The following is a 26,059-nucleotide window of genomic DNA, read 5'->3' as shown; positions in this document are numbered from 1 at the left end:
AGCACTATTCGAACTGATAGCGGTTCCGTTGGGTGGAATGCGGGGTTGGGTATCCACTGGAAACTCGAAATGATGTTCCCAGAATCGCAATCTCACTTTCGTCCTCACACTCACTGTCGTCACCGTCAAGTGAAGGAGCCACATGACAACGGAGTTCGTCCAATCCGAGCTGCTGGCCGACATCAGCACGCGTGCTGCGCAAGCTGGTCGACGTTGGCGGGCCGACATTCGGGTCGACAACGTCCGCCCGCTGACCGGTGGAACGTCGAGTTTGACGTTCGTCGCCGACATCACGGGCAGCGCCGCCGCCGAGTCGGTCGTGCTCAAAGTCGCACCTCCGGGCCTCGAACCGGTCCGCAACCGTGACGTGATCCGCCAAGGTCGGGTCATGCAGGCGCTACAAGGTGTCCCCGGTGTCGCTGCGCCTGCCATCTATTTCGACGACGACGGCATTCCGCCGTTCGTGGCCATGCAGATGGTTCCCGGTGAGTGTGTCGAACCGCTCCTGGCCGCGGAGCGGTCGACCGACGACATGACCCGGGCGCAGACCCGCGCGCGGTATCTCGACGCGGCACGCATGCTGGCTCACCTCCATTCGGCCGTTCCGGCGGACATCGGTCTGGCTGACGAGCCGGTCGTGACTCTCGGCGCGGAGATCGACCGGTGGACAAGGGCCTTCGAAACCGTCCCAGCAGACCTTCGGGGTGACTACCGAGGCTGCGCGAAGGCGCTGCACGCGACGATGCCGGAGCCCGCCCGCCCGGTCGTCAACCACGGCGACTACCGCCTCGGCAACACACTCTGTGACGGCGATCGGGTCACGGCGCTCATCGACTGGGAGATATGGTCCGTCGGCGATCCGCGCATCGACCTCACCTGGCTCGCCTACTTCACCGACGAAGCCGGCCACCCCGCTGCGGCATCCCAAGCGCCCTGCGGTACACCGACCATCGCCGAAGTCACGAAGGCCTACGAGGAGACGACGGGCCGCCGGGTGGACGACATCGACTGGTTCCATGCACTCACTCGCTACAAGGAGGCCGCGGCAACCGCGCTGCTCATCAAACGGGCGCGCAAGCGGGGCGGGCTGAGCCCTGCCTTCCAGAAGATGGAACCCGCGCTGCCGGGCCTGCTGACCGAGGCTCTGACGCTCATCGGGTACTGACCACTGCGCGCCACCGGGAGAACACCAACGGGAAGGAGACGATTTCGATGATCGACACGGTGCGTGTGCATGGTGACGTCACACCGGTGATCTCGGGAGGTCGTCAGCTCCGCCGCGTACCGAAGCCGCGCCGCCAGGCCTCCTACGACGACGAGGTCAAGCTCCTGATCCGTGCGACGCAGGCCGTGATTGTGCGCAAGGGGTGTACCGAGGTTCCGAAGCTGGCGGAGATCGTTGCCGAAGCGGGACTGTCGAATCAGGCCTTCTATCGACATTTTCGCAGTCGTGACGACGTCATCGTCGCCACTTACGAACAGGGCCTGCTGACGATCCACGACTACCTAGAACATCAGGTGCTCAAGCAACCCGACCTCGAGGCCCGGCTCGCGGCCTGGATCGACGGAGTCCTGGCGCAGATCCAGGACCCGGAGCTCTCGGAGCTCAGTCGGGCGGTCATCTGGAACGTCGAGCAGATCGCCCGCACCAAAAGCGAGATCCGCCCGGTCGGGCACGAGCGCATCGCAAGCCTGCTCGCCTCTGTGCTGACCGACGGCGCCGTCGCCGACGCAGACCGGACCGCCCTGTTCGTCCACACCCTGGTGATGGGGCTCACGACAACATATCTGACCTCCGGTGAGTCGCCGACGGACCAAGCCCGTGAACACCTCCTGGCTTTCTGCCTGTCGGGCGTCACCGGCCCGGCCCCGACCGCGCCCACACTGCCGGCGCCCCCCGACCCATCAACCGAGAAGTGACTGAGTAAAGGACCGCATGCATGTGGGATTTCCAGACAGACCCCGAGTTCCAGGCGAAGCTCGACTGGGCAGCCGCCTTCGTCCGCGAGGAGTGTGAACCGCTAGACCTGTTGTTCCCACACCTCGGCCAGCCATACAACACCGAGAACAAGGCCGCCCGCGCCATTCTCGCTCCGCTGCGTGAGCGAGTGAAGGAACAGGACCTGTGGGCGTGCCACCTCGGCCCCGAGCTCGGTGGGCAGGGCTACGGCCAGATCAAGCTCGCACTACTGAACGAGGTGCTCGGCAGGTCGATGTGGGCGCCGACGGTGTTCGGCACCGCGGCCCCGGACACCGGCAACGCCGAGATCCTTGCCATGTTCGGCACCGACGCGCAGAAGAAGGAGTATTTGCAGCCGTTGCTCGACGGTGACATCGTCTCGTCGTTCTCGATGACCGAGCCCCAGGCGGGTGCCGATCCCAAGGAATTCATCTGCTCTGCTCGCAAGGACGGCGACGAATGGGTCATCAGCGGTGAGAAGTGGTTCTCGTCCAACGCGCGGTATGCGTCGTTCCTGATCGTGATGGCGGTCACCGACCCCGACGCGTCACCGTACCGGCGCATGTCTATGTTCGTCGTGCCGACCGAAACCCCCGGCGTGGAGATCATCCGGAACGTGTCTGTCATGGGGGATCGCGATGAACTCGACGAGGGAACCCACGCCTACATCCGCTACAACGACGTCCGCGTCCCTTCGGATGCAATTCTGGGTGGCCCCGGCCAGGGCTTCGAGGTCGCGCAGGCTCGCCTCGGCGGCGGCCGCGTCCACCACGCAATGCGGACCGTGGGCAAATGTCAACGGGCACTGGACATGATGGGCGAGCGGGCGCTGTCGCGCCGTACGCAGGGCGAGCTGCTCGCGAAGAAGCAACTGGTGCAGCAGTTCATCGCCGACTCGGCGATCGAACTCGAGCAGTACCGACTGCTGGTCCTCAAGACTGCGTGGGTCATCGACAGCCAACCGCACGGAGCCGCCCGCACATACATCGCGATGTGCAAGGTCGCGATGGCGAAGGTGTACCACGACATCATTCACCGCGCGATCCAACTTCACGGGTCGCTCGGGTCCACTGTCGAGACGCCGCTGCACGATTATTGGCACGGGGTCATCTCGATGGGTCTCGCGGACGGTCCGACGGAGGTGCACAAGGTGGCGGTCGCCCGCGGTGTGCTGGCGGGCTACGAACCGACCGACTCGTTGTTCCCGACCGAACACATCCCCACACGACTGAGCGCGGCAAAGGCCAAGCACGCCGCCATTCTCGAGGAGTACGGAATCGCATGACCAATCATTTCGATCTGTCCGGCAAAGTTGCTCTCGTCACCGGTGGTAGTCGTGGCCTCGGCCGCGAGATGGTGCTGGCGTTCGCCGAGGCCGGTGCCGACGTCGTCATCACCAGTCGCAAGGCCGAAGCATGTGAGGACGTTGCCCGCGAGGTAGAGGCGCTCGGTCGCAAAGCGCTCCCGGTGAGCTGCCACATCGGCAAGTGGAACGAGATCGACGCGCTCGTCGAGAAGGCGTACGAGGTGTTCGGCAAGGTCGATGTCCTGGTGAACAACGCGGGTATGTCGCCGGTTGCTCCCTCGTCGGCCGAAACCAGCGAAGAGCTGTTCGACAAGGTCATCGGCGTCAATTTCAAAGGGCCGTTTCGCTTGACGTCGCTGGTCGGCGAACGCATGGCGGCCGGTGACGGCGGCTCGATCATCAATGTGTCGTCATCGGGCGCCCTGTTCCCGCAGCCTCGATTCGGTCCGTACTCGGGTGCCAAGGCGGCACTGAACGCGGTGGCCGGCGCCTTCTCCCGAGAATTCGGTCCCAACGTGCGCGTGAACACCATCTCGGCGGGCCCGTTCCTGACCGACATCTCCAAAGCGTGGGCGCCGGAGAAGCGGGAGACCACGCAGAGCGCGATCGGACGACCGGGACGGCCCGAGGAGGTCGTCACGACTGCGCTGTATCTGGCCAGCCCGGCGTCGAGCTACACCACGGCGTCGCTGATTCGGGTCGACGGCGGACTGTACTGAGCCGCAAGAAGATCAAGGAGCAGAGAGTGGATGACAACGGATTGACCGATCGACGGGTGATCATCACCGGTGGGGCGAGCGGGCAGGGCGCGGCTTTGGTTGCTGCCTTCAGGTCTGCGGGCGCGCAGGTGGTCTCGATGGATCTCACCGAACATGAAGGCGAGCGAATCGCGTCGGAATCGGGTGCCAGGTTCATTCGATGTGACGTCGCAGCCAAGGAGTCGGTCGATCAGGCGTTCGCCGAGGGCGTCTCGCATCTGAACGGGCTGGACGTTCTGATAAACGCAGCGGGCATCGCTCCTGGGTGCCCCGCCGAGACGACGCCCCTGCAGCTGTGGGAGCAGACCATGGCGGTCAACACGACCGGGACGTTTCTGACGAACCAGGCTGCGTTCGAGCCGCTCACGGCCGGCGGGGGGCGGATTCTGAACTTCGCGTCGGCAGCAGGCGCGAAGGGCCTGCCGGGCAAGGCCGCATACGCTGCCAGCAAGGCCGCCGTGCTCGGATGGTCTCGGACCATCGCTGTCGAGTGGGCTCGGTACGCCATCACGGTCAATTCGATCGTGCCGGCGATCTGGACGCCGATGTACGAGAAGACCCGTTCCGAGATGACACCCGAGCAACTCGTCGAACACGATCGCAAGCTGTCCACGATGATCCCCCTCGGTGGAAAGCTCGGACAGGTCGACGACCTGATCCCGGTGATCAAGTTCATGGCTGGTGAGGGTTCCCGATTCATGACCGGCCAGATCATCGCCATCGACGGCGGATCCCTCATGGTGCGATAGCCGGGGAAGGACACGAGATGCGAGCAGTACGCTGCGAGACCCACGGCGATCCCGAGTTGCTGATGGTCCGCGATATCCCCGAGCCGGTAGCCGGGCCCGGTGAGGTCGTCGTCGGGGTCCAGGCCGCGTCGGTGAATTACCCCGACGTCCTGATCGTCGCGGACAAGTACCAGGTGAGCGTCCCGACCCCGTTCACGGCCGGCAGTGAGTTTGCCGGCACGGTACGCGCGGTCGGGGAGGACGTCACCGGTCTCCGGATCGGCGATGCGGTGATGGGCACCGCGTTCGGCGGCGCGTTCGCCGAGAAGATCGCGGTGCCGGCGAGCGCGTTGTCGCCGGTGCCCGAGGGCCTGGACATGGTCCAGGCAGCGGCATTCAACGTCACCTACCGGACCGCCTATCACTCGCTGACGACGTTCGGTGACGTCACGGCGGGCGAATGGGTGGTCATCCTGGGGGCGGCCGGCGGCGTGGGCACCGCGTGCATCGATGTCGCGACCCGCCTCGGCGCCCGCGTGATCGCGGCGGTGTCCACACCCGAACGGGCGCAGGCATGCCGTGACCTCGGCGCGGCGGAGACGATCGTCTACCGGGACGAGAATCTCAAGGACCGGATCAAGGAGATCACCGGCGGCGGCGCCGATGTGGTGATCGATCCGGTCGGCGGTCATTACTCGGAGCAGGCGTTGCGCGCAATCGCGTGGGGAGGTCGCTTCGTCGTCGTCGGATTCGCGCAGGGCGACATTCCGCGAATCCCGCTGAATCTGATCCTGCTCAAGGGTGCGATCCTTCGGGGGTTCGAGATCCGAACTCTCGCGCAGCGTCTGCCGGAGGTCGTGGACCGGGGCCGTTCCGCGATCGCGACCCTCGTCGCCGAGGGCATGAAGCCGCACGTCTCGGAGATCCACGGGCTCGATGAGGCGCCGAAGGCATTGGCTCGTGTCGCACAACGCCAGACCACGGGGAAAGTTGTCATCGACACCACGCGGTGAGCGTGCAATCGGCAGGGGCGCAGACGGATCGCCGTCTGCGCCCCTGCCGTGTCAGGCTCCTTGCCAGCGCGGTGCGCGGCGTTCCGTGAAGGCAGCTGCACCTTCGATCGCGTCCGCCGAGGCGAACACGGGATCGGTGTAGGTGGACTGGCGCTCGAACGACTCGTCGTCGGTCCAGGTGCGCGCGGCGAGCGCCAACGCTTTGCTGGCGCGTACCGCGAGCGGAGCGTTCGAGACGATCGCCATGGCCAGCGTGCGCGCCACATCGACCGCACTACCGTCGTCGACGACGCGATTGATCAGTCCGTGCACATGTGCGTCTCGGGCGCTGATGGGTTCGCCGGTGAGCAGCATCTCGAGTGCGACTGCACGCGGAAGGACACGAGGTGCTCGGAAGATGCCACCTGCACGGGCTGCCAGACCACGCTTGACCTCTGGCAGTCCGAACTTCGCACCCGTGCCGGCTACGACGAGGTCACAAGCGAGAACCATCTCGAACCCGCCGCCCAGTGCCCAGCCCTCGACAGCGGCGATCAGGGGCTTGGCCGGTGGGGCCTCGACGAGCCCGCCGAATCCGCGGCCGGCGACGACGGGACGCTCGCCCAGCTGGAACCGCTTGAGATCCATACCCGCGCAGAACGTTCCGCCGCTTCCGGTGAGGATTGCGACGGAGAGTTCGGGGTCGTCGTCTAGTCGGGTCAGCGCGTCGGCGATCGCGGTCGCCGCCGACAGGCTCATGGCGTTGCGCTGCCGTGGACGATTGATGGTGATCGTGAGGATTCTGCCGTCGGCCTCCACGAGGGCCTCGTGTTCAGGCGTGCCGCTCATCGTGGAGGCATCCGGATCGCGCCGTCCACACGGATGGTCTCACCGTTCGTATAGCCGTTCGCCAGGAGAGCGAGCGCCATGTCGGCGTAGTCCTCCGCGCGCCCGAGACGCTTTGGGAACGGTACGCCTGCGGCGAGACCTTCGCGGATGTCGTCGCGCAACCGTGCAAGCATCGGGGTGTCGAACGTACCCGGAGCGATCGTGTTCACTCGTATCCCGTGACTCGCCAGGTCGCGGGCGGCGACCAGCGTGATGCCATGCACGGCCGCCTTCGACGCGGTGTAGGCCGTCTGGCCGATCTGGCCGTCGAACGCGGCGACCGAAGCCGTCAGCACGATGGAACCCCGCTCACCGTCGATCGCCTCGTTGCCCGCCATCCGCGCGGCGGCCGTGCGCAGCACGTTGTAGGTCCCGATGAGGTTGATCTCGAGGATGTTGCGGAAGCTCTCGAGATCGTTTGGCTCGCCCTGCTTGTTCAGGATGCGAAGACGGTCGCCGCCGCGGCCTGCGCAGTGCACGACGCCGCGCAACGGACCGAGCTTCTCGGCCGCATCGAGGGCAGGTCCGAGTGAGTCCTCGTCGGTGATGTCGACCGGCGCGAAGACGGCGGCGTCACCGAGGCGCTCAGCAGTCGCCGCGCCGTCGGATGCCGCGAGGTCGGCGACGATCACGCGAGCACCAGCACCGACGAGTGCGGTGGCGGTCGCCGCTCCGAGCCCGGACGCACCGCCGGTCACGAAGAATGTGTTGTCTTTCAGCTGCATGACTCAGCCTTTCTGTTGTGGGGTGAGATGGACGCCTGCGCGTGCGGGCCTATGCGGGAAACCGTCCCGCGATGTCGCGGCCGATGATCTCCTTCATGATCTCGGTCGTTCCGCCGACGATCGTCTGCACGCGCGCATCGGCGTACGCGCGGGAGATCGGGTATTCGTCCATGTATCCGTATCCGCCGTGCAATTGGAGACAGCCGTTCACGATCCGGTTTTGCAGTTCGGTCGTCCACCACTTGGCTTTTGCTCCGCGCGTGACATCGAAGGTGCCGTCGTTGTAGGCGTGAATGGACTGCTCGAGGAACGTCCTGGTGATCTCGACCTCGGTTGTCATCTCGGCGAGGCGGAACCGGGTGTTCTGGAAATCGATGATGCGCTCGCCGAATGCCTTTCGCTCACTGGTGTATTTGACCGTCCATTCCAGAGCCGCCTCGGCGGCGCACAGTGCGCGCCAAGCGATGGAGAGCCGCTCGAGCGGAAGCTGTGCGGTCAGGTGATGAAAGCCTCTGCCTTCCTCGCCGACGAGGTTGGTGACGGGTACTCGAACGTCGTTGAACGCGATCTCTGCGGTGTCCTGCGCATGCAGGCCCAGTTTGCGGAGCTTGCGTCCGCGACTGAATCCCGGCGTGGTGGTCGGTACCAGGATCAAGGACAACCGCGGTCGGCCCTCGTGTTCACCGGTGCGGGCGGCCGTAAGGACGACATCCGAGGAGAATCCGCTGGTGATGAATGTCTTGGCGCCGTTGATGACCCACTCGTCTCCGTCGCGGACGGCAGTGGTCTTCATGCCCCGCAGGTCGCTTCCGGCGGCGGGCTCGGACATGGCGATCGACGCGACGACGGTTCCGCCGGCCATACCGGGCAGCCACTGTCGCTGCTGTTCGTCGGTACCGAATGTCGTCAGGTACGACGCGACGATGTCCTCGTTGATCGAGAATCCGGATGCGAGTGAGGCGGCCCCGACCGCGGCGAGTTCCTCCTGTACGACGCAGCGGAATCGGTAATCGCGCATGCCGCCGCCGCCGAGCTCTTCGGCGATTCGGATGCCGAGTACTCCGTGCGATCCGGCCGCTTTCCAGACATCGCGGCCGGTCTCTCGATCCTCTTCCCACTGGTCCAGATTCGGAACGACTTCTCGTTTCACGAACTCGCGGACCACGTCGCGGAAATGTTCGTGATCGTCCTCATAGAATGGCTGAGGCACTTGTTTCTCCTAATTCGATGAATGCCGGAAGGTTCGGCCTCCGGCTTGTGTTCTCCGGGGTCTTTCGGTTTGAATCACACTGTCTGACAACTCGATTCAAAGGATGAAGAGAATGAGCATTCCAGCACCGCTGACTGGCCTGCGGGTCGTGGAGTTCCTCGGTTTGGGCCCGACTCCGTTCGGGTGCATGATGCTTGCGGATCTCGGCGCAGAAGTGTTGACGTTGCGTCGGCCCGGAGCCGATCTCCCAGCATTGGTCCGCAACCGGGACACGCTGGAGGTCGACCTCAAGAACGGGGCGTCGCTGCAGCAGGTCCGAGGCGCCATCGCCGCAGCCGATGTCGTCGTCGAGGGATTCCGCCCGGGTGTCATGGAGCGACTCGGGCTCGGCCCGGAGGACGTGCGGGCCGACAACCAAGGTCTGGTGTACGCACGAATGACGGGGTGGGGGCAGTCCGGCCCGTTGGCGAGGACCGCCGGTCACGACATCAACTACATCGCACTGTCGGGGGCGCTCCACTCGGCGACTCGACGTGGTGGTGTTCCGACGCCACCGGCAAACCTTCTCGGCGATTTCGGCGGCGGGGCCATGTATCTCGTGACGGCGGTGCTGTCGGCCGTATACGAGCGCGGCCGGACGGGGCGAGGGGCGGTACTCGATGTCGGCATCCTTGATGGCACCACGTATCTGACGTCGATGCTCCAGGAGTATCGCTCGGCTGGTCGATGGTCGGACGAGGCCGGCACGAATCGACTCGACACCGGTGCTCCGTACTACGACGTGTATCGCTGTGCCGACGGCAAGTTCGTTGCTGTCGGCGCGCTGGAGGATCCGTTCTTCGCTGTTCTGCTCGAGGTTCTCGGGCTCGAGCCGGAGCTCGTGGACGGGCGCGCAGATCCGGAATCGTGGCCTGCGCTCCGGGAGCGGATCGCCGCCGCCGTGTTGACCCGGACTCGTGACGAATGGGCCGAGGTCGCCGCACCGACCGACGCGTGCCTGACCCCGGTGTTGGGCCTCGCGGAGGCGCCGGCCGACTCGCAGGTCCGAGCGCGCGGGATCCTCGCTGATGACGGCAGGGGAGGCTGGACGCCGCGTGTGCCGATCGGGTATCGCACGACGGTCGTGCCCGCTCAAGAGCTGCTCGACTCGTGGACGGCGGAGGCGGATGCCGGTCGGTGACGGCCGAGTACGTTCCGGTGGCCGGTGATGGCCACCGGAACCGATGGCAAGAGCGGCCAAGCGGCGTCTCATGAGTCCCGATCCGTTCGGAGGGTGCATGTCGCTCCTCTGGGGGCTTCGGTCTGACCGGCCGAGCGGCCGGATTCGTGGGTCCGGCCGGGTAGAGTCCAGTTCTGTTACTGTCAACATAGATAACCAAGTAAACCTAGCACGGCTCGCCGGCGGTCAGGTCGAAGCTGCCACTGCGTTCATGGCGACCGGTTGCGACATACTCACTCACCTCAGGAGGTTGACATGAGCTCGTCTGTCGAGGCCCGGCGCGTGTTGGTGACCGGCGCCGCCACCGGCATCGGCGCCGCCGCGGTGGCGGCGCTCAGTGCCGCCGGCGCGCGAGTGGTCGGAACCTTTCACAACACCGAACCCGTGGCCCGGGCGGGTGCCGCCTGGATCCGTTGCGACGTCACGGATCAGCATTCTGCGGAAGAAGCTGTCGCCGAGGCGGTTACGGAGCTCGGTGGACTCGACGTGCTGATTCACGCTGCAGGCAACTGGCAGCCCGCCATACCCGGTCAGCTCGATGCCGAGGACATCCGGTCGATGCTGGACGCCAACTTCGGTGCCACCGTCTTCACGAATCAGGCTGCGTACGCATCGATGAAGTCATCGGGAGGGCAGATCGTCAACTTCGGTTCGGCCGAAGGTGTGACCGGAAGTCCCTTCGCCGCGACCTACTCTGCCGCGAAGGCCGCAGTGCATGCCTGGACCCGATCGGCCGCCCGCCTGTGGGCAGCCGACGGCGTCACCGTCAACGCCGTTGCCCCGGCCGTCCAGACTCCAGGTGCCGACCGGCTGCGGGACACGCTGAGTCCGGAGGGGGTGCAACAGCTCGAACAGCAGCTGAAATCGGCGATTCCGCTCGGCGGTAAACTGGGCGACCCGGTCGAGGATCTGGGGCCCGTGCTGCTGTTTCTGTCGAGCGATGCCGCCAAGTTCATCACGGGACAACTTCTCGCGGTAGACGGTGGCCTGCAGATGCTGGGCGCGTAGCTCCCGGATCGGCTGCCGCGGATCAGGATCGCGCGCCGCGGCTGTCCCGGTGGCCGAAGGGATCTCCGGGACAGCCGCTGATTCTGGAGTTGACGTCTACCGGTTCGAACGAGGTCGGACCGACGACGGTCGGATCATTCGACGAGTTCGTAGATCGTCGCATTGGCTGTCCCGCCGCCCTCACAGATTGTCTGTAGCCCGTACTTGATTCCCTGCTCACGCATGTGATGGATGAGCCGCGTGGTCAGAATCGCACCCGTCGCACCGAGAGGATGGCCGACGGCGATCGCGCCGCCCAGCGGATTCACGCGGTCAGGATCTGCGCCGATCTCGATCTGCCATGCGAGCGGCACGGGTGCGAACGCCTCGTTGATCTCGATTGCGCCGATGTCGCTGATGGTGAGGCCGGCCCGTGCCAGAACCTTTTCGGTTGCCGGGATCGGCGCGGTCAGCATCATGACCGGATCGGCACCGACGACCGACCCCGAGTGCAGGCGGACGATCGGCGTGAGTCCGAGTTCGGCGGCCTTTTCCGGTGTCGTGATCATCACGGCGGAGGCGCCGTCGGAGATCTGTGAGGCATTGCCGGCGTGGATCACGCCGTCGTCGGAGAACGACGGCTTCAGCTTGGCCAGCGTCTCGGGCGAGGTGCCGCGTCGCAGGCCTTCGTCCACGTCGAGATCTGCCTCGCCCACATGGACGGGCGCCAGCTGGGAGTCGAACGCACCCCGATCGATGGCATCGGCCGTGAGTTGGTGTGAACGCGAGGCGAATTCGTCAAGGGCGTAACGGGAAAGGCCCCACTTCTGAGCGATGAGCTCGGCGCCCATCCCTTGATCGAGCTTGTCGGTGTCGAACCGGTCGAGCACGGTCTGGCCGTAGGGGAAGCCGGTGGCGCGGCCGGCGCCCAGCGGAACCCTCGACATCGTCTCGACACCGCCGGCCACGGCGATGTCGTATCTGCCGGACATGACGGCGTGCGCGGCCGATTCGATCGCCTGCTGACCCGAGCCGCACGCGCGGTTGATCGTGACCGCAGGTACGCTCTCGGGCCATCCGGCGGCGAGCGTGGCGAACCGTGCGACATTGCTCGACTGATCGCCGAGCTGTGTCACGCAACCCCACATGACATCGTCGACGATGGCGGAATCGACGCCGGTGCGGGAGATGAGCTCGTTCAGAACCAACGCGGACAGGTCAACCGCGTGGACGCTGCTCAGTGAGCCGTTGCGCTTACCGATGGGTGTGCGGACGGCCTCGACGATGACCGCGTCTCTTACGTGCATTCTTTTACTCCTGTGACGCAGACTGATGAGATGACGACCACGTGCACTAGGTGACCGCCCCGGCGATCTTGAGGCCGATGAGCTGCTCATCGTCGATACCGATCTCGCGCAGGATCTCGTCGGTGTGTTCGGCGAATTGAGGTGCTCGGGTCATCGTGACGGGGGATTTGTCGAACTTCACCGGATTCGCGACAAGTCGCTGAGCGTTCCCTTCGGCGTCGGTGAGCTCGACGATGCGCCCGTTCGCGATCAGGGCGTCGTCGTTTCCGACGTCCCAGCTGTTCTGGACCGGAGCCCACGGCCCGCTCAGATCGGCGAGGATCTCGGTCCACTCGTCGAAGGTCTTGTCTGCGAGGGCTTTGGCGAACAAGGCGCCGATCTCCTCGCAGTTCTCGGCGATACCGTCGTGCGTCGCGAATCGGGGATCGTCCACCAGGTGGCCCAGGCCGAGGAGTCCGACGAACTCGTTCCAGAAACGCGTGGGCTGCAGCATGGAGAACTGTAGCCACCGATTGTCCGCCGTCTTGTACGAACCGGTGAGGGGATTCCCGGCGGCCTGGGTCTTCTTCACGACCTTCTCCAGAGGCCCGCCGTTGGCCAGCGCCATGTTGACCGTGAACTGGGTGGCCCAGGCTCCCACGCCGAGTAGTGACACATCCACCTCGGACGGCTCGCCGGTGCGCTCGCGTCCGGCGATGGCGGCGGCGATGCCGCCCGCAATGGTCATCCCGCCGATATTGTCGCCGTAAGCGCCTGCCGGCATGAACGCCATGTGGTCGGCGTCCGGTGGCAGCACGCCGTCCGCACTGCCGCCACGGGCCCAGAACCCGGTCGAATCGTAAGCGCCGGAATCCATGTCGCGACCCTCGTTGCCGAAGCCGTTGCCCGTCACGTAGATGATCTTCGGATTGATTTCTCGTACGCGCTCGAGGGTGATCCCGAGCTTCGTCAGCTGCGTCGGGAGGTAATTGGTGAGGAACACGTCGCTACGACGGATGAGTTCCTCGAGCACCGGTCGGGCGTCCGGATTTGCCAGGTCGAGGCCGATGCTGCGTTTGCTTCGATTCGGACCGTCCATGATGGGACTGAACGACGAGCCCGCAGTGCCCGTCTTGTGACCGAGTACGCGGACCAAACCACGTTGGGCGTCGCCCTTCTCGGCGTGTTCGATCTTGAGGATGTCGGCACCCCAGTCGGCGAGGACAGCACCCGCGGCCGGAACGAACGTGAACTGGGCGACCTCGAGGATGTGGATACCTTCGAGAGGGCGATCCATGTTGGACTCCTATGAGTAGGTAGAAAGACGGGATCAGTTGGTGCGGAGGAGGATCGCGCCGGACGGAACACCACCGCCGGACGAGACCACGGCGACTTTCGGGTCGATGACCTGTCGGCCGGGCGCTTGCCCGCGGAGTTGCAGCACGGCTTCGCGGAAGAACCCGAAGCCGTGCGTCCGCCCGGCCGAGAGTTGGCCACCGTGCGGGTTCAGCGGAAGACTGCCGTCGAGCGCAATGGTCTTGCCGCCGTCGATGAAGTCTGTTGCACCGCCGAACTCGCAGAAGCCGAGCGCTTCGATCCAGCTCAATGCGTCGAAGGTGAAGCCGTCGTAGATCAGACCGACGTCGACGTCGTCCGGGCGGAGATCGGTTCGACTCCACAGGTGCGCGCCGGGGCCCAAGGTCTGCGGCAGATGTGCCAGGGTGCTCTGGTCCCACGAGAGGTTCTCCATCACCTGCGTGCCGACGGCTTCGACGAAGACCGGCTTGCCGGGGAGGTCCTTGACGGTGTCGGCGGCCGAGACGATGACCGCGATCCCGGCGTCGACGGGTACGTCGCAGTCGTACAGTCCGAACGGCGTCGAGATCGGCCGTGCGTTCAGGTAGTCGTCCATGGTGATCGGGTCGCGGTAGACGGCCTCGGGGTTGGCCGAAGCGTTGTCGCGGGCGGTGACCGCGATGGCCCCGAGGGCTTCTTTCGCGTTGCCGTATCGGTGGAAGTAGTTCGAGGCCTGGCAGGCGATCCAGTTGGACGCCGACATCGCACCGAAGGGATGCAGGTACTCGAACATGTCAGTCGCCCGGCTCGTACTCGCGGCCCACTGCCCCGAGCGCATCAGCGCGGAATGGGAGGACTCCCACACAGTGCGAAAGCAGAGGACATGCCGACACAGGCCAGAGGCGACGGCGAGCATCGCGGCGACGATTGCACCGTTCTGCCCGTGGAGCTCGCTACCGGCGTTGACCCACGTCGGCCGGACCCGCAGTGCCTGCTCCACGGGCATGATGCCGCCCTCGGACATGCCGCCCCCGTACCGGCCGGGATATGTGGACAGGCCATCGATGTCGTCGAGGGTGAGCCCCGCGTCCTCGACAGCAGCCAGGCAGGCGTCGACTGTCAGTGACAGCGGATCGACCATGAGCCTGCGGCCGACCCTCGACTGTCCGACGCCGGTGATCGCGACGCGATCCTCGAAGCGCTCGGTCCTGACCGGCGCTCGCAGGTGGGACCGAAAGTCGTCGGGTTCCGGCATCGGAGCGGGCACGTCGGCGGCGTCCGGGTCGATCTCGAACAAAGGAAGCCAGATCGACTCGTCGACCTGCTGAAAGAGCACCCTGACCCGTGTGCCGACGGCAACCTCGTCGGGCTCGCAGCCGACGATGTTGGTCGTCAATCGAACGTCCGAATCCTCGTCGAGCGCAACGACCGCGATGATGTACGGCGGTGGGAAATCGGGCAGCCACTGCTGCACGTTCACCGTCACGCCGACGACGAAGGCGTTGCCGGAGACGGGTTGGAGTGGGAGGTCGCGCCCCCCGCACACCGGGCACCGCACCGACTGCGGGTGGTTTCGTTTTCCGCAGTCGGCGCACTGCGCGATCCGCAGGATGCCGTCGGCGCCGGATGCCCAGAACTCACGGCTCGCGAGTGTCGGCTGCGGGAGAGGGCGTCCGGTGGCCAAGGTGGTGGTCAAATCTTCCTCCATTCGAGGCGGTGCTCAGTGCGCCGCATCCGAGTCGGCCGAGGTCGTCTCCTGTGCGCGAGCATCGACTCCGCGGACCCGCGCGATGTCGGGGTCGCGGTGGCGATCGCGGACGGCGACCATTGCGGCGATCCGGCGCTCCCGGTCGGCTCGGCTGAACAGGTCGCCTTCCGCGCCGGAGTCACCGAGCCGTTCGGTCTCGGTGGTGATCTCCTCGTCCAGCAACTCACTGGCGAGTTCGCGTGTCAGGAGATCCTGGTCGACCCAGTCGTCCTCGGGTAATTGTTCGATGTGTTCTTCCATGACGATTCTGGCGGTCTCTCTGTCGTGCTCGGCTCAGTTGCGGGGGAAGTCGAGGAGCGCGCGGGCGTTGGTCTCGACCATCTTCTCCACCTCGTCGTCGGGGACGTCGATCATCGAGTCGTGAACCTTCTTGCGGCTGTTGGGCCAGTTCGAGTCCGAATGCGGGTAGTCGCCTTCCCACGTGATGTTGTCGATGCCGACTGCGTGGCGGTTCGCGACGCCGAAGTCGTCCTCGATGAAGCACCCGTAGAGATGCTTGGCGAACAGTTCCGAGGGTCGGATGGTTTGGTTGATGTTCTGATAGAAGCGGTGCTTCGCCCAGGTTTGGTCCATGCGCTCGAGCATGTAGGGAACCCAGCCGATGCCACCCTCGGAGAGCATGAACTTCAGTTTCGGGTGGCGGTGGAAAACCGGCGAGAACAGCAGATCGGCGGTCGCGTACATCGAGTTGCACCCGAACAGGGCGGTCATCACGGCCATGGGCGCCTCGGGTGCGGTGATGGGCGGCTTGCCCGAGGTCCCGAAGTGCACGGTCAGCGGGATGCCGACTTCTTCGACCGCGGAGAAGAACGGATCCCAGTGGTCGGTGTGGAATGAGGGGAGCCCGAGCGGGACCGGATTCTCCGGGAACGAGATCGCCTTGGCGCCCTTGGCGGCCGTGCGATAGACCTCCTTGACGCACTCTTCGACGGACCACAGTGGCAGGATCACCAGCGGGATGAGACGGTCGGGAGCGGTGGCGCACCACTCGTCGATGTGAAAGTCGTTCCAGGCCTGGACAGAAAGCAGGGCCAGCTCCTTGTCCTCACCATCGAGGAACACGGTGCCGGCGAAACGCGGGAACGACGGGAACGAGAGTCCGGCCTGGACGCCGTCGATGTCCATGTCCAGGACACGAGCCTTGGGCTCGTAGCACCCCGGGATCATGTCCTCATAGCGAGTCGGCTCGGCCCCATACTCCTCCGGCTTCTTGCCCGCAACGGCGTTCAGGCCGATATACGGGTAGACCCGGCCTTCGTAGATCCACACTTCGGCGAGCTTGGTGCCGGTCTTGTTGTTGTTTCCATCACCGGCGTGAACGGAGCGAGGCATCTCCTTCTCGATGATCCGCGGGCCGGCCTCGAGGAACTTCTTCGGCAGGCGATCGACCCAGAGGCTGGGAGGTTCGATCAGGTGGTCGTCAGTGGAGATCAGGTGCATATGGTTCTGCAGTGGCATGGACCCTCCTGGAGTGCTCGGATCGGCAGCGAATGCGATCACTTGTTTATCTATGTCGACGCTAGCAGTGGATGTTGGCCAAGTCACTGCGCTTTTCCGCTCAGTGGGGCGACGTCTCGTTCGGTTTGGGTGAGGCTGCACATATGTCTCGGCCATCGACGCCGTCCACGTTGTGTGATCTACGGTACATGTTATAAACAGTTAGATATGTGTCGATGAGATTCTGTGCGGATCGCAGAGGGGGAACGATGTCAATGGATGAGGTCGGTTTCATCGGTGCAGGTCATATCGGTGAGCCGATGGTCGAGCGACTGCTCGGCACCGGCCGGCGCGTGGTCGTGTATGCCAGGCGAATCGAGGTCCGCGATCGGCTGGCGGACCTCGGCGCCACGATCGTCGAGACACCCGGCGAGCTCGCGGCCCTACCGTTCGTGATCACGTGCTTGTTCAGCGAGGATCATGTGCTGGAGCTGTGCACGCCGATCGTGCGGGACATGCAGCCCGGTTCGGTGTTCATCTCGCACACCACTGGAGGTCCGGCAGCGATCCGTTCGCTCGGTGCGACCGGATCGGCGAATGGTGTGTCAGTGGTGGAGGCTCCGTTCAGCGGCACCCCGGACGCAGTGCGCGCCGGCGCCCTGACCGTCCTGCTGGCCGGTGACGACACTGCAGTGGAGGCGGCCGCCCAAGTGGTCCGTGCGTATGCCGATGCCCCGCAGAAAACGGGCGGCCCGGGTACCGCGCTGGCCGCGAAACTGCTGAACAACGCACTGTTCGCGGCATGCACCCAGCTCACGCTGGCGGCGCTCGAGGCCGGAGAGTCGCTCGGGATCGAGCAGGGCACACTGCTCGACGTGCTGGCCGCCAGCAGTGGGGGGAGCACCGCGGCCGGCTACCTCAGCGGCTCGGGAGTCGATGCGCGAACGTACAGCGAACGGTTGCTCCGATATCTGCGAAAGGATGTCGCGTCGGTGCGGCTCGTCGCCGCCGAGCTGGACGTCGACCTCGCCGACCTGATCGCCGCTGCCGAGCGCGGACCGATGGATCTCTGACTGAACGACGTTGCGGCGGAGAGAATTCACGCAGACTGCGGGTAGATGCGCCGACGACCACAGTAGGAACCGAAGAAGCGGAAGAGGAATCAATGGATACATCACTGGAAGGGCGCGTCGCATTCATCACAGGCGCCGGACAGGGCCAGGGGCGCAGTCACGCAATCCGATTGGCGGAGGCCGGTGCGGACATCATCGCGATCGACATCTGTGAACAGATAAAGACCGCGACCCACACCATGGCCGGGCCGGACGATCTCGCGGAGACTGCACGGCTGGTGACGGATCTCGGTCGAAGGGTGCTCACTCGGGTGGTCGACGTTCGGGATCGATCGAGTGTCATCGAAGCGGCGGAGGCCGGTGCCGCCGAGTTCGGGCGCATCGACATCGTGGTGGCGAACGCGGGGATCTGCCCGTTGGGGCCGGATGTCGCGACGCCTGCGTTCCTGGACACCATCTCGGTCGATCTGGTTGGTGTGGTGAACACCGTCGACGCGGTCTTTCCTCACCTTCGTTCGGGTGCGTCGATCGTTTGTACCGGGTCCATGGCAGCATTGCTGGCGAGCCTCACCGACAATCCCGCTGCAGGACCCGGAGCCGCGGGTTACGCGAATGCGAAACGAGGTGTGACCCGCTTCGTGCACGATGCCGCGTTGCAGTTCGCGCCGCTCGGCATTCGCGTCAATGCCGTACATCCCGGCAACATCGACACCGCGATGCTCCAGAACGAGGCGATGTACAAGATTTTCCGGCCGGATCTGCCGAATCCGACTCGCGAGGACGCGGAGCCTGCCTTCGGGGTCTCCCACCGGCTCCCGGTGAACACCATCGCGCCCCGGGACGTGAGCGAGGCTGTTCTCTTCTTGGCCTCGGACGCGTCGCGGTACATCACCGGCCAGCAGCTGAAGGTCGATGCCGGTGCGCTTCTGGCCGACACAACGTCGGGGGCTCCGGCCTGACGGTCACCACCAGCCGGACAACGACTGCCGCCCATCGAACCAGATTCGTTGGGCGGCAGTTGTTTTGTCGATGGGTATCTGGGTCAACCGGCGGTGAGCGGGGCGCCCGCGAGCGCTTGATCCATGTAGGCGACCGCGCGTTCGGTCGCCGTGGTCACGCCGACACTCTCAATGAACGGCCCGTCGATCTCCAGGTCGAATGCTCCCTGGTAGCCGGCATCGACAATGCGAGCGGTGAGGCCGGCGATTCCGACGTTTCCCTCACCCGGGATCTGCTTCTGCAAGTTCCCTTCCGAGTCGCGCTGCGAGTCGCCGATCTGGACGATCCCCACCAGGTCGATGTCATCGCGGAGGACGCGCTCCAGGTCGGGGTCCTCCCAGACGTGGTAAACGTCGAGGCATAGGCCGACATTGCATTCACCGGCCAGTCGCAGGTACGTCTTGAGCGTGTATACGAAGGAGACGAACGCGTAGACGGGAAGTGTCGGCTCGATGAGGAACTTGACGCCCACCTTGTTCGCGTATGCGACGACGGGCTCGATGTAGCGCTTGAATGCCGCGACGGAGGTGTCTTCGTCGACAACCAGCGAACCGCTCACGGTGTACACCGCGGGGACTCCCAGTGTCACAGCCATGTCGATCGTGTCGATCAGCTCCGCCCGCTTGCGGTCCCAGGTCTGGGTATCGGCGAGATCGGCAGGCAGTCCCGGGATCAGGGCGGCGACCGAGATCCCCGATGACTCGAGGAGATCGCGTGTTTGTTCGACGCCGAACTCGGTGATCGGACCTGCCATGAGTGTTGTGGTGCTGACGCCTTGCCGCTTCAACTCGTCGATGAAGTCCGGGAGAGGAGTCGTGTAGTAGCACAAGGCGCTCAGCGAAACGCGTGGATCCATTGTCATTCTCCTGGGTTGGACGAGATTCGTCAGATGAACTGAAAGGGCGGTGCTCGGCCGCCACGTGAAACGCGCTCCGAACATAATCAGTTGACTAGTTATACAATGTGATATGGGTTACTGTAAAGACCTATACAGCAGGGTGTGGGCCGACGGCCTGCGGTCAGCGTGCTGCCTGCTCGCGTCGGCGTAACGGCACGCCGCGGGATGCGGAGGGGAAGGATCTCGGAGAGTGGTTTCGTTGTTTGAGGGCGGCGGCTCGGTCATGCGCGTTCCCCGGGCATCGGAGCAGATCGCCGACCGGCTCCGTGGACAGATCGTGCGCGGCGAGTTCGCCGAAGGCGAGATGCTTCCGTCCGAGAGTCGAATGGTGGAGGACCTGGGTGTGTCGAGACCGACTCTGCGGGAGGCATTCCGCATTCTCGAGAACGACGGATTGATCACCGTGCTGACCGGGGCGAGGGGCGGCCCGCGAGTCCGGCTCCCAGATCTGGCTGTGGCGTCTCGGCACATCGGGCTCTTTCTGCAAACGCAGGGCACCACCCTCGCTGACCTTCTCGAGGCGCGGACCGAGTTCGGCGCTGTGTGCGCTCGACTTCTGGCGACGCGGGGCACACAGAAGACCATCGAATCGCTCGACGGCTGTATCCAATCGCAGCGAGAGGTGTGGGAAGCGGGGATCAGCACCGGCGCGCGTTTCGCCCAATGGGTATCCCTGACCGGTGATTTCCACGACCTGGTAGCACTTCATTGCGGTAACAAGACCCTGGCTGCCCAGATCATGGCGCTCGCGGAGGTGATCGGTGCGGAACGTGCGGTCAGCATTCGGGTCAAGAGTGGCTCCGGCGCGTCTGCCGACGTGTCCTACATTCCGCGGATGATCGCAGATTACGCGGAACTCGTTCGACTCGTCGAGGCGCGTGACGCGCGTGGCGCCGAGACTCATTGGCGCGACCATCTGGAGAGGGCCGCCGAGATCGTCTACCGGAATCGTGACCGTGATTCGGTGCTGAGCTTGTTCGAATGAGGTTGCGGCGAGCACCTTCTCCTCCTCTCCGGGGTCAACGACGCTCCTGCGATCAGTTAGGTGGACTCAGCCGGTGGCCGCTTTCCGAAAGTCCCAGCTGACGATCCGTGACGGCGTGACGCGCAACCAGCCATGCCTGCCGTCGCTCTTGAACGTTTCGGAGGTGCTGTACTTCCGGGCGAACAGCAGCTCCGGTACCGACAGGGACTCGCAAGGCTCGTTGCCTCGGGGGATGTCGCCGACTCTCTCTGTGGTGCCGATCATTTCGACTCCGTGGAGTTCGGCGAAGGCGTCTCCGCAGTCAATGACGACCGCGATGCGCGGATCCCGGACGACGTCGGTCCACCGCCGGCTGCGGACGAGCGAGTTCAGCCAGAGGTGCGTTCCGTCCCAAACAAACCACAACGGCGACACATGAGGATTGCCATCGGCGTCTACCGATGCCACACGGCAGACGCGTGCCTGGGTCAGATACGACTGAACCTCGCCGGGGGTCATGGCGATCCTTCGGCCGCGCTTCTGTGTGATCACGGTATGTTCCATGGCAGGATTCCTTTGTCGCTCCGCAAGTTTGCGTGCCACGAACGTTCCGCCGTTACTCTGGCGACGACGGCGTGGCCAACAGAACCAGCCTACCAACATATCTGACTACGTTATACAAATCACTCTCGCGGGTGAAGGGCTGCCTGCGGGTGGGATCGAATAGCTTGAATCATCCACCTGGCCATATGTCGGTACGCCGTGGTGGTGGACCAGATCTGGTCCTCCGTTTCTCTGAGTGGAATTCGAGGAAGTCGAGAGCGCACTCCGCTTGTAGCCTCAGTCGATATGGGCGACAGGATCAATAGTCTCGAGGATGTGTCTGCATTCACGTTGAGCCTCGAAGAGCGTGAGAGGCTCTTCGAGGTCCAGAATGAGTGCACCGTCTGCTGGACCAACAGGGACGGCTGGCCGATAGCGATGCCGCACTCCTTCGTTTGGGACAGCGGGCGGTTCTGGGTGCACACCACAACGAAGCGAAAGCGGGTGCAGGCGTTGCGAGATCGCCCCGAGAGTTGCGTGGTCGTGACGAGCCTCGGTGTGGAAGCGGGTGCAGCGATGGTGACTGCGAAGACCCGGGCGGTGGTCCACGACGGTGATCGTGACCGTGTGCGATGGCTCCTGCCGCTCTTCCTGAAACGCGTCGGGATGGCAGCCGACGACGAGGCATACCGACAACAGATGCAACTTCTCGACACCCCTGCTCGCGTGGTCATCGAGTTCGAACCCGTTGATGTCTTCACCTACGACTCGAAGAAGCTCAGAGAGGCGGTGACGGCCAGTGGATTCGACAACTGGGCGAAAGAGTGAGCGACCTGCGGTGAGCGCCGCGGGGGTGCCGCGATAGCGGGTGCGATCGAGGTCCTCGAGATCACGGACGAGCACGACCCCGATACGGCTCTTCTGAGCCGGTGTAGCCGGAGAGGTCAGTCCCCGGCGGCGGCGCCCATGAGTTGGCGGCGCAGAATCTTGCCACTCGGCAGCCGCGGTACGTCGCCGAAACTCAGTGTGCGAGGGCACTTGAAGGATGCGAGGCGCGAGCGGCAGAAAGCGAGTATGTCGGCTTCGAGTCCGGGACCGACGACTCTGCTGTGGACCGGGGTCACGAGTGCATGGACGACCTGTCCCATGTCGGGGTCCGGCCGCCCGATGACCGCGACGTCCACGATGGCCTCGTGTTCGATCAGCACATCCTCGACTTCTGTCGGATAGATGTTGACCCCACCGGAAATGATCAGGTCCGTCCGGCGAGACGACAGATAGAGATAACCCTGATCATCGACATGGCCAAGGTCGCCCAGTGTTGTCCAGCCGCGATGATCGAATGCGTCCGCGGTGCGCTGGGCGTCACGATGGTATTCGAACCGGCCGACACCGTCGAACCACACCGTGCCGGTCTCACCGGTGGGCAGTTCGCGCCCCTCGTCGTTGCAAATGTGTACCGACCCCAGCAACGGGCGTCCGACGGACCCCGGGTGAGCCAACCACTCCTGGCTGTCGATCATGAAGAAGCCGGTTCCCTCGCTGGCGCCGTAGAATTCGGTGATCTTGGGGCCGAACCAGTCGATCATCGCGCGCTTGACGCTGTCGGGACACGGGGCCGCCGAGTGAATGACCAGTTCCAGACTGCTCACGTCGACTCCGAGGCGTGTGTCCGGATCAAGTTTGAGCATTCGCACAAACATCGTCGGCACGAACATCGCGTGCGTGACCCGATGGGTCGCGATGGCGCGCAATGCCGACTCGGCAGCGAACTTCCGCGTCACGATCGCCGTGCCGCCGTTCCGGATCGTGCCCATAACCCATCCGAGGGGCGCTGCGTGATACAGGGGCCCAGTGCTGAGAAAGACTGTGTCAGAGCCGAACCTGAAGCGGGTACTCATGCGGTGATCGATTGGCAGGCCGGTGCCGAACGCGTGTCGATCGCGCGTCGGAAGTATGCCCTTGGGTCTGCCCGTGGTTCCGGACGAGTAGAACATGTAGTAGCCCTCGGTCTCGTCGTCGATGGGTGTCGATGGCAAGCCGAGGAGTGCGTCGGAGAGGCGCTCGCCCGCAGATCCGGTGGTCTCGCCGACTACGAATCGGTTCTTCACTCCGGCGACGGAATCAGCGATGGCATCGCCGTTGAGGGATGCCGAATGAAGCAAGACCTGGGCGTTGCAGTTGTCTACGATGTAAATGGCCTCCTCGTCGCCGAGGTGCCAGTTGACCGGAGTGTAGAACAGGCCGGCACGTTGTGCCGCCCACACGATGGGGAAATAGTCCAGGCAGTTCTCCACCAGGACGGCGACATGATCGCCCGGCTGCAACCCGAGGCGGCGGAAGAGGTGCGCGATCTGATTGGACTGGCTCTCGAGTTCACGGTAAGACAACGCTTCACCGCTGTCGGCCATGATCACAGCGGGCTTGTCGCCGAGCGTCCGAGCGAGTGCTGTCAGGTTCACGCGTACCGGCTTCTTCCTCAGATCGCGCCTGTCGACGCGGCGCCTTCTGGCTGGGTTGTCACAGTGTGTTGGCGATTGTGGTTCGCTGCCGATTGGCGCGACAGCGAACCACACGCCATCTCATCGGGCTTGCGTTCTGCGCAATCCCGGCGCAGGCATCACCGATTCGTCCTGCCGAGGTCCACGGGCAGTTGGATGCCGGTGACGTGGCGCGCCTCATTGGAGGCGATCCAAGCAACGGCGGCGGCGATATCTTCGGACTCGCTCGTTTCGTCCGGCAGGCTCCCCATGTACAGCAGGCCGAGGTCCTGTCGGGCGGCAAGCTTGCCGTGCAGCTCCGGAACCGTGAGGTCGGTGGCGACGCCGTGCGGATGCACGGTATTGACCCGGATGCGATAGGTGGCGAGCTCGTTGGCGAGCGTCTTGGCCAATCCGGTGACACCGTGTTTCGCGGCCGCGTAATCGGCAAGCAACGGCAGGCCTTTGAGGCCCGCCACAGAGCTGGTGAACACAATGGCGCCGCCGAGTCCTTGCTCGATGAGGATCGGCACCGTTGTCTTCGCGGTATAGAACGCGCCATGGAGGTTGTTGTCGATGGTGGCATGCCAATGATCGAGGTCGATCTCCCACGACAGAGACGCTGTCGTCATCCCTGCGTTTGCGATCACCACGTCGAGACGTCCGAGCTGCTCGACGCCGTCGTCCACCGCCGCCTTCAGAGCCGCGAAATCAGTGATATCGGTGATCGACGTGATGATTCGACGGCCGTGGCGTTTCACCAACTCGGCGGTCTCGGCGAGGTCGGCGGGTGTGGAACCGGCATACTCTGTCGTGGGCAGGTCCGCGCAGATGTCGATGGCGATGATATCGGCGCCTTCGGCGGCAAACCGGACCGCCTCGGCCCGACCTTGTCCCCGGGCCGCGCCGGTGATCAGCACGACCTTGTCGACGAAGCGGCGTGCGGTGGGAGTGTCTGGAATCGGCGCCTCGGGAACCGTCGCAATGGCGGCTGGTCCAGGGATCGAGGGGGCGGCGTTCGGTTCGGTCATAGCGTGTATCTCCTTCGTAGGTGGGCGATGCGAGTTCGCCCACATCGATCCCATCGGCGCTTAGGGCCTCGGGCACACCCGCAGGTGCTGCTCTACTGTTGCTGGGCGCTGGTTGTGTCGTGCGTGTCGCGGAGGTGATCGACACCGGTGATTGCGATGCGACATCTCTCGCCGAAAAGTCGCTTCGTGTCAGCTGCCGGTGGCAATGCCGTGCATGGATGCCGGGAGATGGATACCTGCGGATGTGATGTCGGCCGCGTCCGACAGGACGACATCCATTCGTCGGCGGGCGATCCGCCACGTGTTGCCCTCGTATCTCAACTCATCACGATAGACATTCAGTGCGTGGTTGAGCCGATTCTCATCTCGGCGGTGCAGCCACCGGACGTCGCCGTAGCAGATGGCCCACGCGCCGTCTGGACCTTGCCCTGAGCGGTGATTCGTCATCACGTGCGACGTCCAGGTGCATTCGTCATGAAACGGGATGAAGTAGTCCAGCCACTGGGTGATGCCACGGATCTCGGGCATGCCCTTGTACTCGACGACAACGTCATCGGTGAACACGCTGGCGAAGAGATCCCAGTCGCGGGCGTCGATGGCGTACGCGTAGTCGACACTGAGGCGAGTCGCGGTCGCCTGAAGCTCGTGTGTGGTAGTTGTCATCCGTCGCCTCCACTCGATCCGGCGTTCGGGGCGATCTCCGCATTGCCTGCGCGGCCGGGGTTCCCGAGGTTCATTCCGAAGTCTTACTCGAATCTGAGCGTACGGAATGGCGTCGTCGCATCCCGTGAGGTGATTCCGTTGAGTGGGATCGAACTTCGGACGGCACGCTACGACGTCGTGACACGGGCGGACATCGTATCAACGTCGGACCGCTTGCCGGCGACCTCGCGAGCGCTACTCGTCCAGTAACGAAAGGACTTCGGCAGTCGTGGCGAGCTCGGCCAGCGCGGGAAACACTGATGACACCACATGGTCGTGTGATGCGGACTGCGAGTCGCTGATGGCATCGAGCACAATCGTTACGTGATAGCCGAGGTCATAGGCTTCACGTGCGCTGGATTCCACTCCAAAGCTGGTGGCGACACCGGCAAGGACGACCTGGGTGATGCCGCGTGCTGACAATTCGCCGTGGAGGTCTGTGCCGACGAATGCGCCCCAGCTGGATTTATCCACGCGTACTGCGGCATCGAGGGCATCTACGTCGGGATGGAGTTCGGCGAACTCGGCCGGAAACGTGGCGGGCATCGAAGCCGAGTACTCGGTCCGGCCGGGTGGCGTACCGGTCGCTCGCACGACGACTATCGGCATATCGTTTTCGCCGAAGGCATTTGCCAGAGCGACGGAACGGGCGACGATGTCGGCCGGTTGATGCACCAGGCCACGGCCGAGGGTTCCGCTCTGCAGATCTATCAGTACGAGGGCAGTGTGTGGATCAAGCGCAGTGGCGGTCAAGGTCTCACTCCCGAACGACGAGGATCATCCGCCTCGATGGTACCTGAGTTGTCCGT

Annotated in this window: 26 protein-coding genes; 12 read left to right on the top strand and 14 right to left on the bottom strand. The window is 64.5% G+C overall.

The window, feature by feature from the left end; translation table 11 throughout:
* Positions 1–142 precede the first annotated feature (142 nt).
* Genes ACPXCG_RS04865 through ACPXCG_RS04840 form a run of 6 tightly spaced genes read left to right on the top strand, consistent with a single transcriptional unit; the run spans position 143 to position 5,765 of the window.
* Positions 143–1,165 (top strand): phosphotransferase family protein, encoded by a 1,023-nt coding sequence (locus ACPXCG_RS04865; RefSeq protein ID WP_425789617.1) that lies wholly within the window; start codon positions 143–145, stop codon positions 1,163–1,165.
* A gap of 47 nt (positions 1,166–1,212) precedes the next feature.
* Entirely contained in the window at positions 1,213–1,920 is a 708-nt protein-coding gene (locus ACPXCG_RS04860) for a TetR/AcrR family transcriptional regulator (protein ID WP_425789615.1), read from the top strand.
* A 20-nt stretch (positions 1,921–1,940) separates the two neighbouring features.
* Complete coding sequence (locus ACPXCG_RS04855; RefSeq protein WP_425789613.1) at positions 1,941–3,245, top strand: acyl-CoA dehydrogenase family protein; 1,305 nt, start codon at positions 1,941–1,943, stop codon at positions 3,243–3,245.
* Positions 3,242–3,985, top strand: coding sequence for an SDR family NAD(P)-dependent oxidoreductase (locus tag ACPXCG_RS04850; RefSeq protein ID WP_425789611.1), 744 nt, complete (start codon positions 3,242–3,244; stop codon positions 3,983–3,985). Before ACPXCG_RS04855 ends, ACPXCG_RS04850 begins: the two co-directional genes overlap by 4 nt.
* 26 nt (positions 3,986–4,011) lie before the next feature.
* Entirely contained in the window at positions 4,012–4,773 is a 762-nt protein-coding gene (locus ACPXCG_RS04845) for an SDR family NAD(P)-dependent oxidoreductase (protein WP_425789609.1), read from the top strand.
* A 17-nt stretch (positions 4,774–4,790) separates the two neighbouring features.
* Positions 4,791–5,765: an NADPH:quinone oxidoreductase family protein gene (locus ACPXCG_RS04840; protein WP_425789607.1), complete on the top strand. Its 975-nt coding sequence runs from the start codon at positions 4,791–4,793 to the stop codon at positions 5,763–5,765.
* 51 nt (positions 5,766–5,816) lie between these two features.
* Here ACPXCG_RS04840 and ACPXCG_RS04835 read toward each other — a convergent pair whose 3' ends face one another.
* Genes ACPXCG_RS04835 through ACPXCG_RS04825 form a run of 3 tightly spaced genes read right to left on the bottom strand, consistent with a single transcriptional unit; the run spans position 5,817 to position 8,567 of the window.
* Positions 5,817–6,593 carry a crotonase/enoyl-CoA hydratase family protein gene (locus ACPXCG_RS04835; protein WP_425789605.1) on the bottom strand — a complete coding sequence of 259 codons (777 nt, stop codon included), beginning with the start codon at positions 6,591–6,593 and terminating at the stop codon, positions 5,817–5,819.
* A complete protein-coding gene (locus tag ACPXCG_RS04830) occupies positions 6,590–7,357 on the bottom strand; it encodes an SDR family NAD(P)-dependent oxidoreductase (protein ID WP_425789603.1) in 768 nt (255 codons plus the stop codon). The genes ACPXCG_RS04835 and ACPXCG_RS04830 overlap by 4 nt, the downstream gene beginning before the upstream one ends.
* A gap of 49 nt (positions 7,358–7,406) precedes the next feature.
* Positions 7,407–8,567, bottom strand: a complete 1,161-nt coding sequence (locus ACPXCG_RS04825) for an acyl-CoA dehydrogenase family protein (protein ID WP_425789601.1) — start codon at positions 8,565–8,567, stop codon at positions 7,407–7,409.
* Between the two features lie 112 nt (positions 8,568–8,679).
* Between ACPXCG_RS04825 and ACPXCG_RS04820 the strand changes: the two genes are divergently transcribed.
* Entirely contained in the window at positions 8,680–9,747 is a 1,068-nt protein-coding gene (locus tag ACPXCG_RS04820; RefSeq protein ID WP_425789599.1) for a CaiB/BaiF CoA transferase family protein, read from the top strand.
* A 294-nt stretch (positions 9,748–10,041) separates the two neighbouring features.
* A complete protein-coding gene (locus ACPXCG_RS04815) occupies positions 10,042–10,794 on the top strand; it encodes an SDR family NAD(P)-dependent oxidoreductase (RefSeq protein ID WP_425789597.1) in 753 nt (250 codons plus the stop codon).
* A gap of 134 nt (positions 10,795–10,928) precedes the next feature.
* Here the strand turns inward: ACPXCG_RS04815 and ACPXCG_RS04810 are convergent, their stop codons facing one another.
* Genes ACPXCG_RS04810 through ACPXCG_RS04790 form a run of 5 tightly spaced genes read right to left on the bottom strand, consistent with a single transcriptional unit; the run spans position 10,929 to position 16,581 of the window.
* The gene (locus tag ACPXCG_RS04810) at positions 10,929–12,080 is read right to left on the bottom strand and encodes a thiolase family protein (protein WP_425789595.1); all 1,152 of its coding nucleotides are present in this window, start codon (positions 12,078–12,080) and stop codon (positions 10,929–10,931) included.
* Between the two features lie 46 nt (positions 12,081–12,126).
* The gene (locus tag ACPXCG_RS04805) at positions 12,127–13,356 is read right to left on the bottom strand and encodes a CaiB/BaiF CoA transferase family protein (RefSeq protein WP_425789593.1); all 1,230 of its coding nucleotides are present in this window, start codon (positions 13,354–13,356) and stop codon (positions 12,127–12,129) included.
* Between the two features lie 33 nt (positions 13,357–13,389).
* Complete coding sequence (locus ACPXCG_RS04800) at positions 13,390–15,063, bottom strand: thiolase C-terminal domain-containing protein (protein ID WP_425789591.1); 1,674 nt, start codon at positions 15,061–15,063, stop codon at positions 13,390–13,392.
* Between the two features lie 12 nt (positions 15,064–15,075).
* Positions 15,076–15,363: a hypothetical protein gene (locus ACPXCG_RS04795; protein WP_425789589.1), complete on the bottom strand. Its 288-nt coding sequence runs from the start codon at positions 15,361–15,363 to the stop codon at positions 15,076–15,078.
* Between the two features lie 33 nt (positions 15,364–15,396).
* Positions 15,397–16,581, bottom strand: a complete 1,185-nt coding sequence (locus tag ACPXCG_RS04790) for an amidohydrolase family protein (RefSeq protein WP_425789587.1) — start codon at positions 16,579–16,581, stop codon at positions 15,397–15,399.
* A gap of 248 nt (positions 16,582–16,829) precedes the next feature.
* Between ACPXCG_RS04790 and ACPXCG_RS04785 the strand changes: the two genes are divergently transcribed.
* Entirely contained in the window at positions 16,830–17,633 is an 804-nt protein-coding gene (locus ACPXCG_RS04785) for an NAD(P)-dependent oxidoreductase (RefSeq protein ID WP_425789585.1), read from the top strand.
* A gap of 92 nt (positions 17,634–17,725) precedes the next feature.
* Positions 17,726–18,592, top strand: a complete 867-nt coding sequence (locus tag ACPXCG_RS04780) for a mycofactocin-coupled SDR family oxidoreductase (protein WP_425789583.1) — start codon at positions 17,726–17,728, stop codon at positions 18,590–18,592.
* An 83-nt stretch (positions 18,593–18,675) separates the two neighbouring features.
* Here ACPXCG_RS04780 and ACPXCG_RS04775 read toward each other — a convergent pair whose 3' ends face one another.
* Positions 18,676–19,488, bottom strand: coding sequence for a sugar phosphate isomerase/epimerase family protein (locus ACPXCG_RS04775; RefSeq protein WP_425789581.1), 813 nt, complete (start codon positions 19,486–19,488; stop codon positions 18,676–18,678).
* Between the two features lie 232 nt (positions 19,489–19,720).
* Here ACPXCG_RS04775 and ACPXCG_RS04770 point away from each other — a divergent pair, with 232 nt between their 5' ends.
* Positions 19,721–20,515: a FadR/GntR family transcriptional regulator gene (locus tag ACPXCG_RS04770; RefSeq protein WP_425789580.1), complete on the top strand. Its 795-nt coding sequence runs from the start codon at positions 19,721–19,723 to the stop codon at positions 20,513–20,515.
* Positions 20,516–20,581: 66 nt separating this feature from the next.
* Here ACPXCG_RS04770 and ACPXCG_RS04765 read toward each other — a convergent pair whose 3' ends face one another.
* Entirely contained in the window at positions 20,582–21,013 is a 432-nt protein-coding gene (locus tag ACPXCG_RS04765; protein WP_425789578.1) for a pyridoxamine 5'-phosphate oxidase family protein, read from the bottom strand.
* A gap of 360 nt (positions 21,014–21,373) precedes the next feature.
* Here ACPXCG_RS04765 and ACPXCG_RS04760 point away from each other — a divergent pair, with 360 nt between their 5' ends.
* Positions 21,374–21,865, top strand: a complete 492-nt coding sequence (locus ACPXCG_RS04760; protein WP_425789576.1) for a hypothetical protein — start codon at positions 21,374–21,376, stop codon at positions 21,863–21,865.
* Positions 21,866–21,981: 116 nt separating this feature from the next.
* Here ACPXCG_RS04760 and ACPXCG_RS04755 read toward each other — a convergent pair whose 3' ends face one another.
* The 4 genes from ACPXCG_RS04755 to ACPXCG_RS04740 form a co-directional block, all read right to left on the bottom strand.
* Positions 21,982–23,499, bottom strand: coding sequence for an AMP-binding protein (locus tag ACPXCG_RS04755; RefSeq protein ID WP_425789574.1), 1,518 nt, complete (start codon positions 23,497–23,499; stop codon positions 21,982–21,984).
* 158 nt (positions 23,500–23,657) lie between these two features.
* Complete coding sequence (locus ACPXCG_RS04750) at positions 23,658–24,548, bottom strand: mycofactocin-coupled SDR family oxidoreductase (protein ID WP_425789572.1); 891 nt, start codon at positions 24,546–24,548, stop codon at positions 23,658–23,660.
* Positions 24,549–24,737: 189 nt separating this feature from the next.
* The gene (locus ACPXCG_RS04745) at positions 24,738–25,211 is read right to left on the bottom strand and encodes a nuclear transport factor 2 family protein (protein WP_425789570.1); all 474 of its coding nucleotides are present in this window, start codon (positions 25,209–25,211) and stop codon (positions 24,738–24,740) included.
* 234 nt (positions 25,212–25,445) lie between these two features.
* Positions 25,446–26,003, bottom strand: coding sequence for an isochorismatase family cysteine hydrolase (locus ACPXCG_RS04740; protein ID WP_425789568.1), 558 nt, complete (start codon positions 26,001–26,003; stop codon positions 25,446–25,448).
* Positions 26,004–26,059: the final 56 nt, after the last annotated feature.

The organism is Gordonia sp. DT218 (assembly GCF_049847105.1).
Classification (GTDB): Bacteria; Actinomycetota; Actinomycetes; order Mycobacteriales; family Mycobacteriaceae; genus Gordonia.
This window is presented reverse-complemented; position numbering and strand designations above follow the sequence as displayed.

What these genes read in the sequence shown, in the direction of transcription:
- ACPXCG_RS04865 (WP_425789617.1), top strand. Translation starts at nt 143, where the DNA reads ATGACAACGGAGTTCGTCCAATCCGAGCTGCTGGCCGACATCAGCACG.
- ACPXCG_RS04860 (WP_425789615.1), top strand. Translation starts at nt 1,213, where the DNA reads ATGATCGACACGGTGCGTGTGCATGGTGACGTCACACCGGTGATCTCG.
- ACPXCG_RS04855 (WP_425789613.1), top strand. Translation starts at nt 1,941, where the DNA reads ATGTGGGATTTCCAGACAGACCCCGAGTTCCAGGCGAAGCTCGACTGG.
- ACPXCG_RS04850 (WP_425789611.1), top strand. Translation starts at nt 3,242, where the DNA reads ATGACCAATCATTTCGATCTGTCCGGCAAAGTTGCTCTCGTCACCGGT.
- ACPXCG_RS04840 (WP_425789607.1), top strand. Translation starts at nt 4,791, where the DNA reads ATGCGAGCAGTACGCTGCGAGACCCACGGCGATCCCGAGTTGCTGATG.
- ACPXCG_RS04835 (WP_425789605.1), bottom strand. Translation starts at nt 6,593, where the DNA reads ATGAGCGGCACGCCTGAACACGAGGCCCTCGTGGAGGCCGACGGCAGA.
- ACPXCG_RS04830 (WP_425789603.1), bottom strand. Translation starts at nt 7,357, where the DNA reads ATGCAGCTGAAAGACAACACATTCTTCGTGACCGGCGGTGCGTCCGGG.
- ACPXCG_RS04820 (WP_425789599.1), top strand. Translation starts at nt 8,680, where the DNA reads ATGAGCATTCCAGCACCGCTGACTGGCCTGCGGGTCGTGGAGTTCCTC.
- ACPXCG_RS04815 (WP_425789597.1), top strand. Translation starts at nt 10,042, where the DNA reads ATGAGCTCGTCTGTCGAGGCCCGGCGCGTGTTGGTGACCGGCGCCGCC.
- ACPXCG_RS04810 (WP_425789595.1), bottom strand. Translation starts at nt 12,080, where the DNA reads ATGCACGTAAGAGACGCGGTCATCGTCGAGGCCGTCCGCACACCCATC.
- ACPXCG_RS04805 (WP_425789593.1), bottom strand. Translation starts at nt 13,356, where the DNA reads ATGGATCGCCCTCTCGAAGGTATCCACATCCTCGAGGTCGCCCAGTTC.
- ACPXCG_RS04800 (WP_425789591.1), bottom strand. Translation starts at nt 15,063, where the DNA reads ATGGAGGAAGATTTGACCACCACCTTGGCCACCGGACGCCCTCTCCCG.
- ACPXCG_RS04795 (WP_425789589.1), bottom strand. Translation starts at nt 15,363, where the DNA reads ATGGAAGAACACATCGAACAATTACCCGAGGACGACTGGGTCGACCAG.
- ACPXCG_RS04790 (WP_425789587.1), bottom strand. Translation starts at nt 16,581, where the DNA reads ATGCCACTGCAGAACCATATGCACCTGATCTCCACTGACGACCACCTG.
- ACPXCG_RS04785 (WP_425789585.1), top strand. Translation starts at nt 16,830, where the DNA reads ATGTCAATGGATGAGGTCGGTTTCATCGGTGCAGGTCATATCGGTGAG.
- ACPXCG_RS04780 (WP_425789583.1), top strand. Translation starts at nt 17,726, where the DNA reads ATGGATACATCACTGGAAGGGCGCGTCGCATTCATCACAGGCGCCGGA.
- ACPXCG_RS04775 (WP_425789581.1), bottom strand. Translation starts at nt 19,488, where the DNA reads ATGGATCCACGCGTTTCGCTGAGCGCCTTGTGCTACTACACGACTCCT.
- ACPXCG_RS04765 (WP_425789578.1), bottom strand. Translation starts at nt 21,013, where the DNA reads ATGACCCCCGGCGAGGTTCAGTCGTATCTGACCCAGGCACGCGTCTGC.
- ACPXCG_RS04750 (WP_425789572.1), bottom strand. Translation starts at nt 24,548, where the DNA reads ATGACCGAACCGAACGCCGCCCCCTCGATCCCTGGACCAGCCGCCATT.
- ACPXCG_RS04745 (WP_425789570.1), bottom strand. Translation starts at nt 25,211, where the DNA reads ATGACAACTACCACACACGAGCTTCAGGCGACCGCGACTCGCCTCAGT.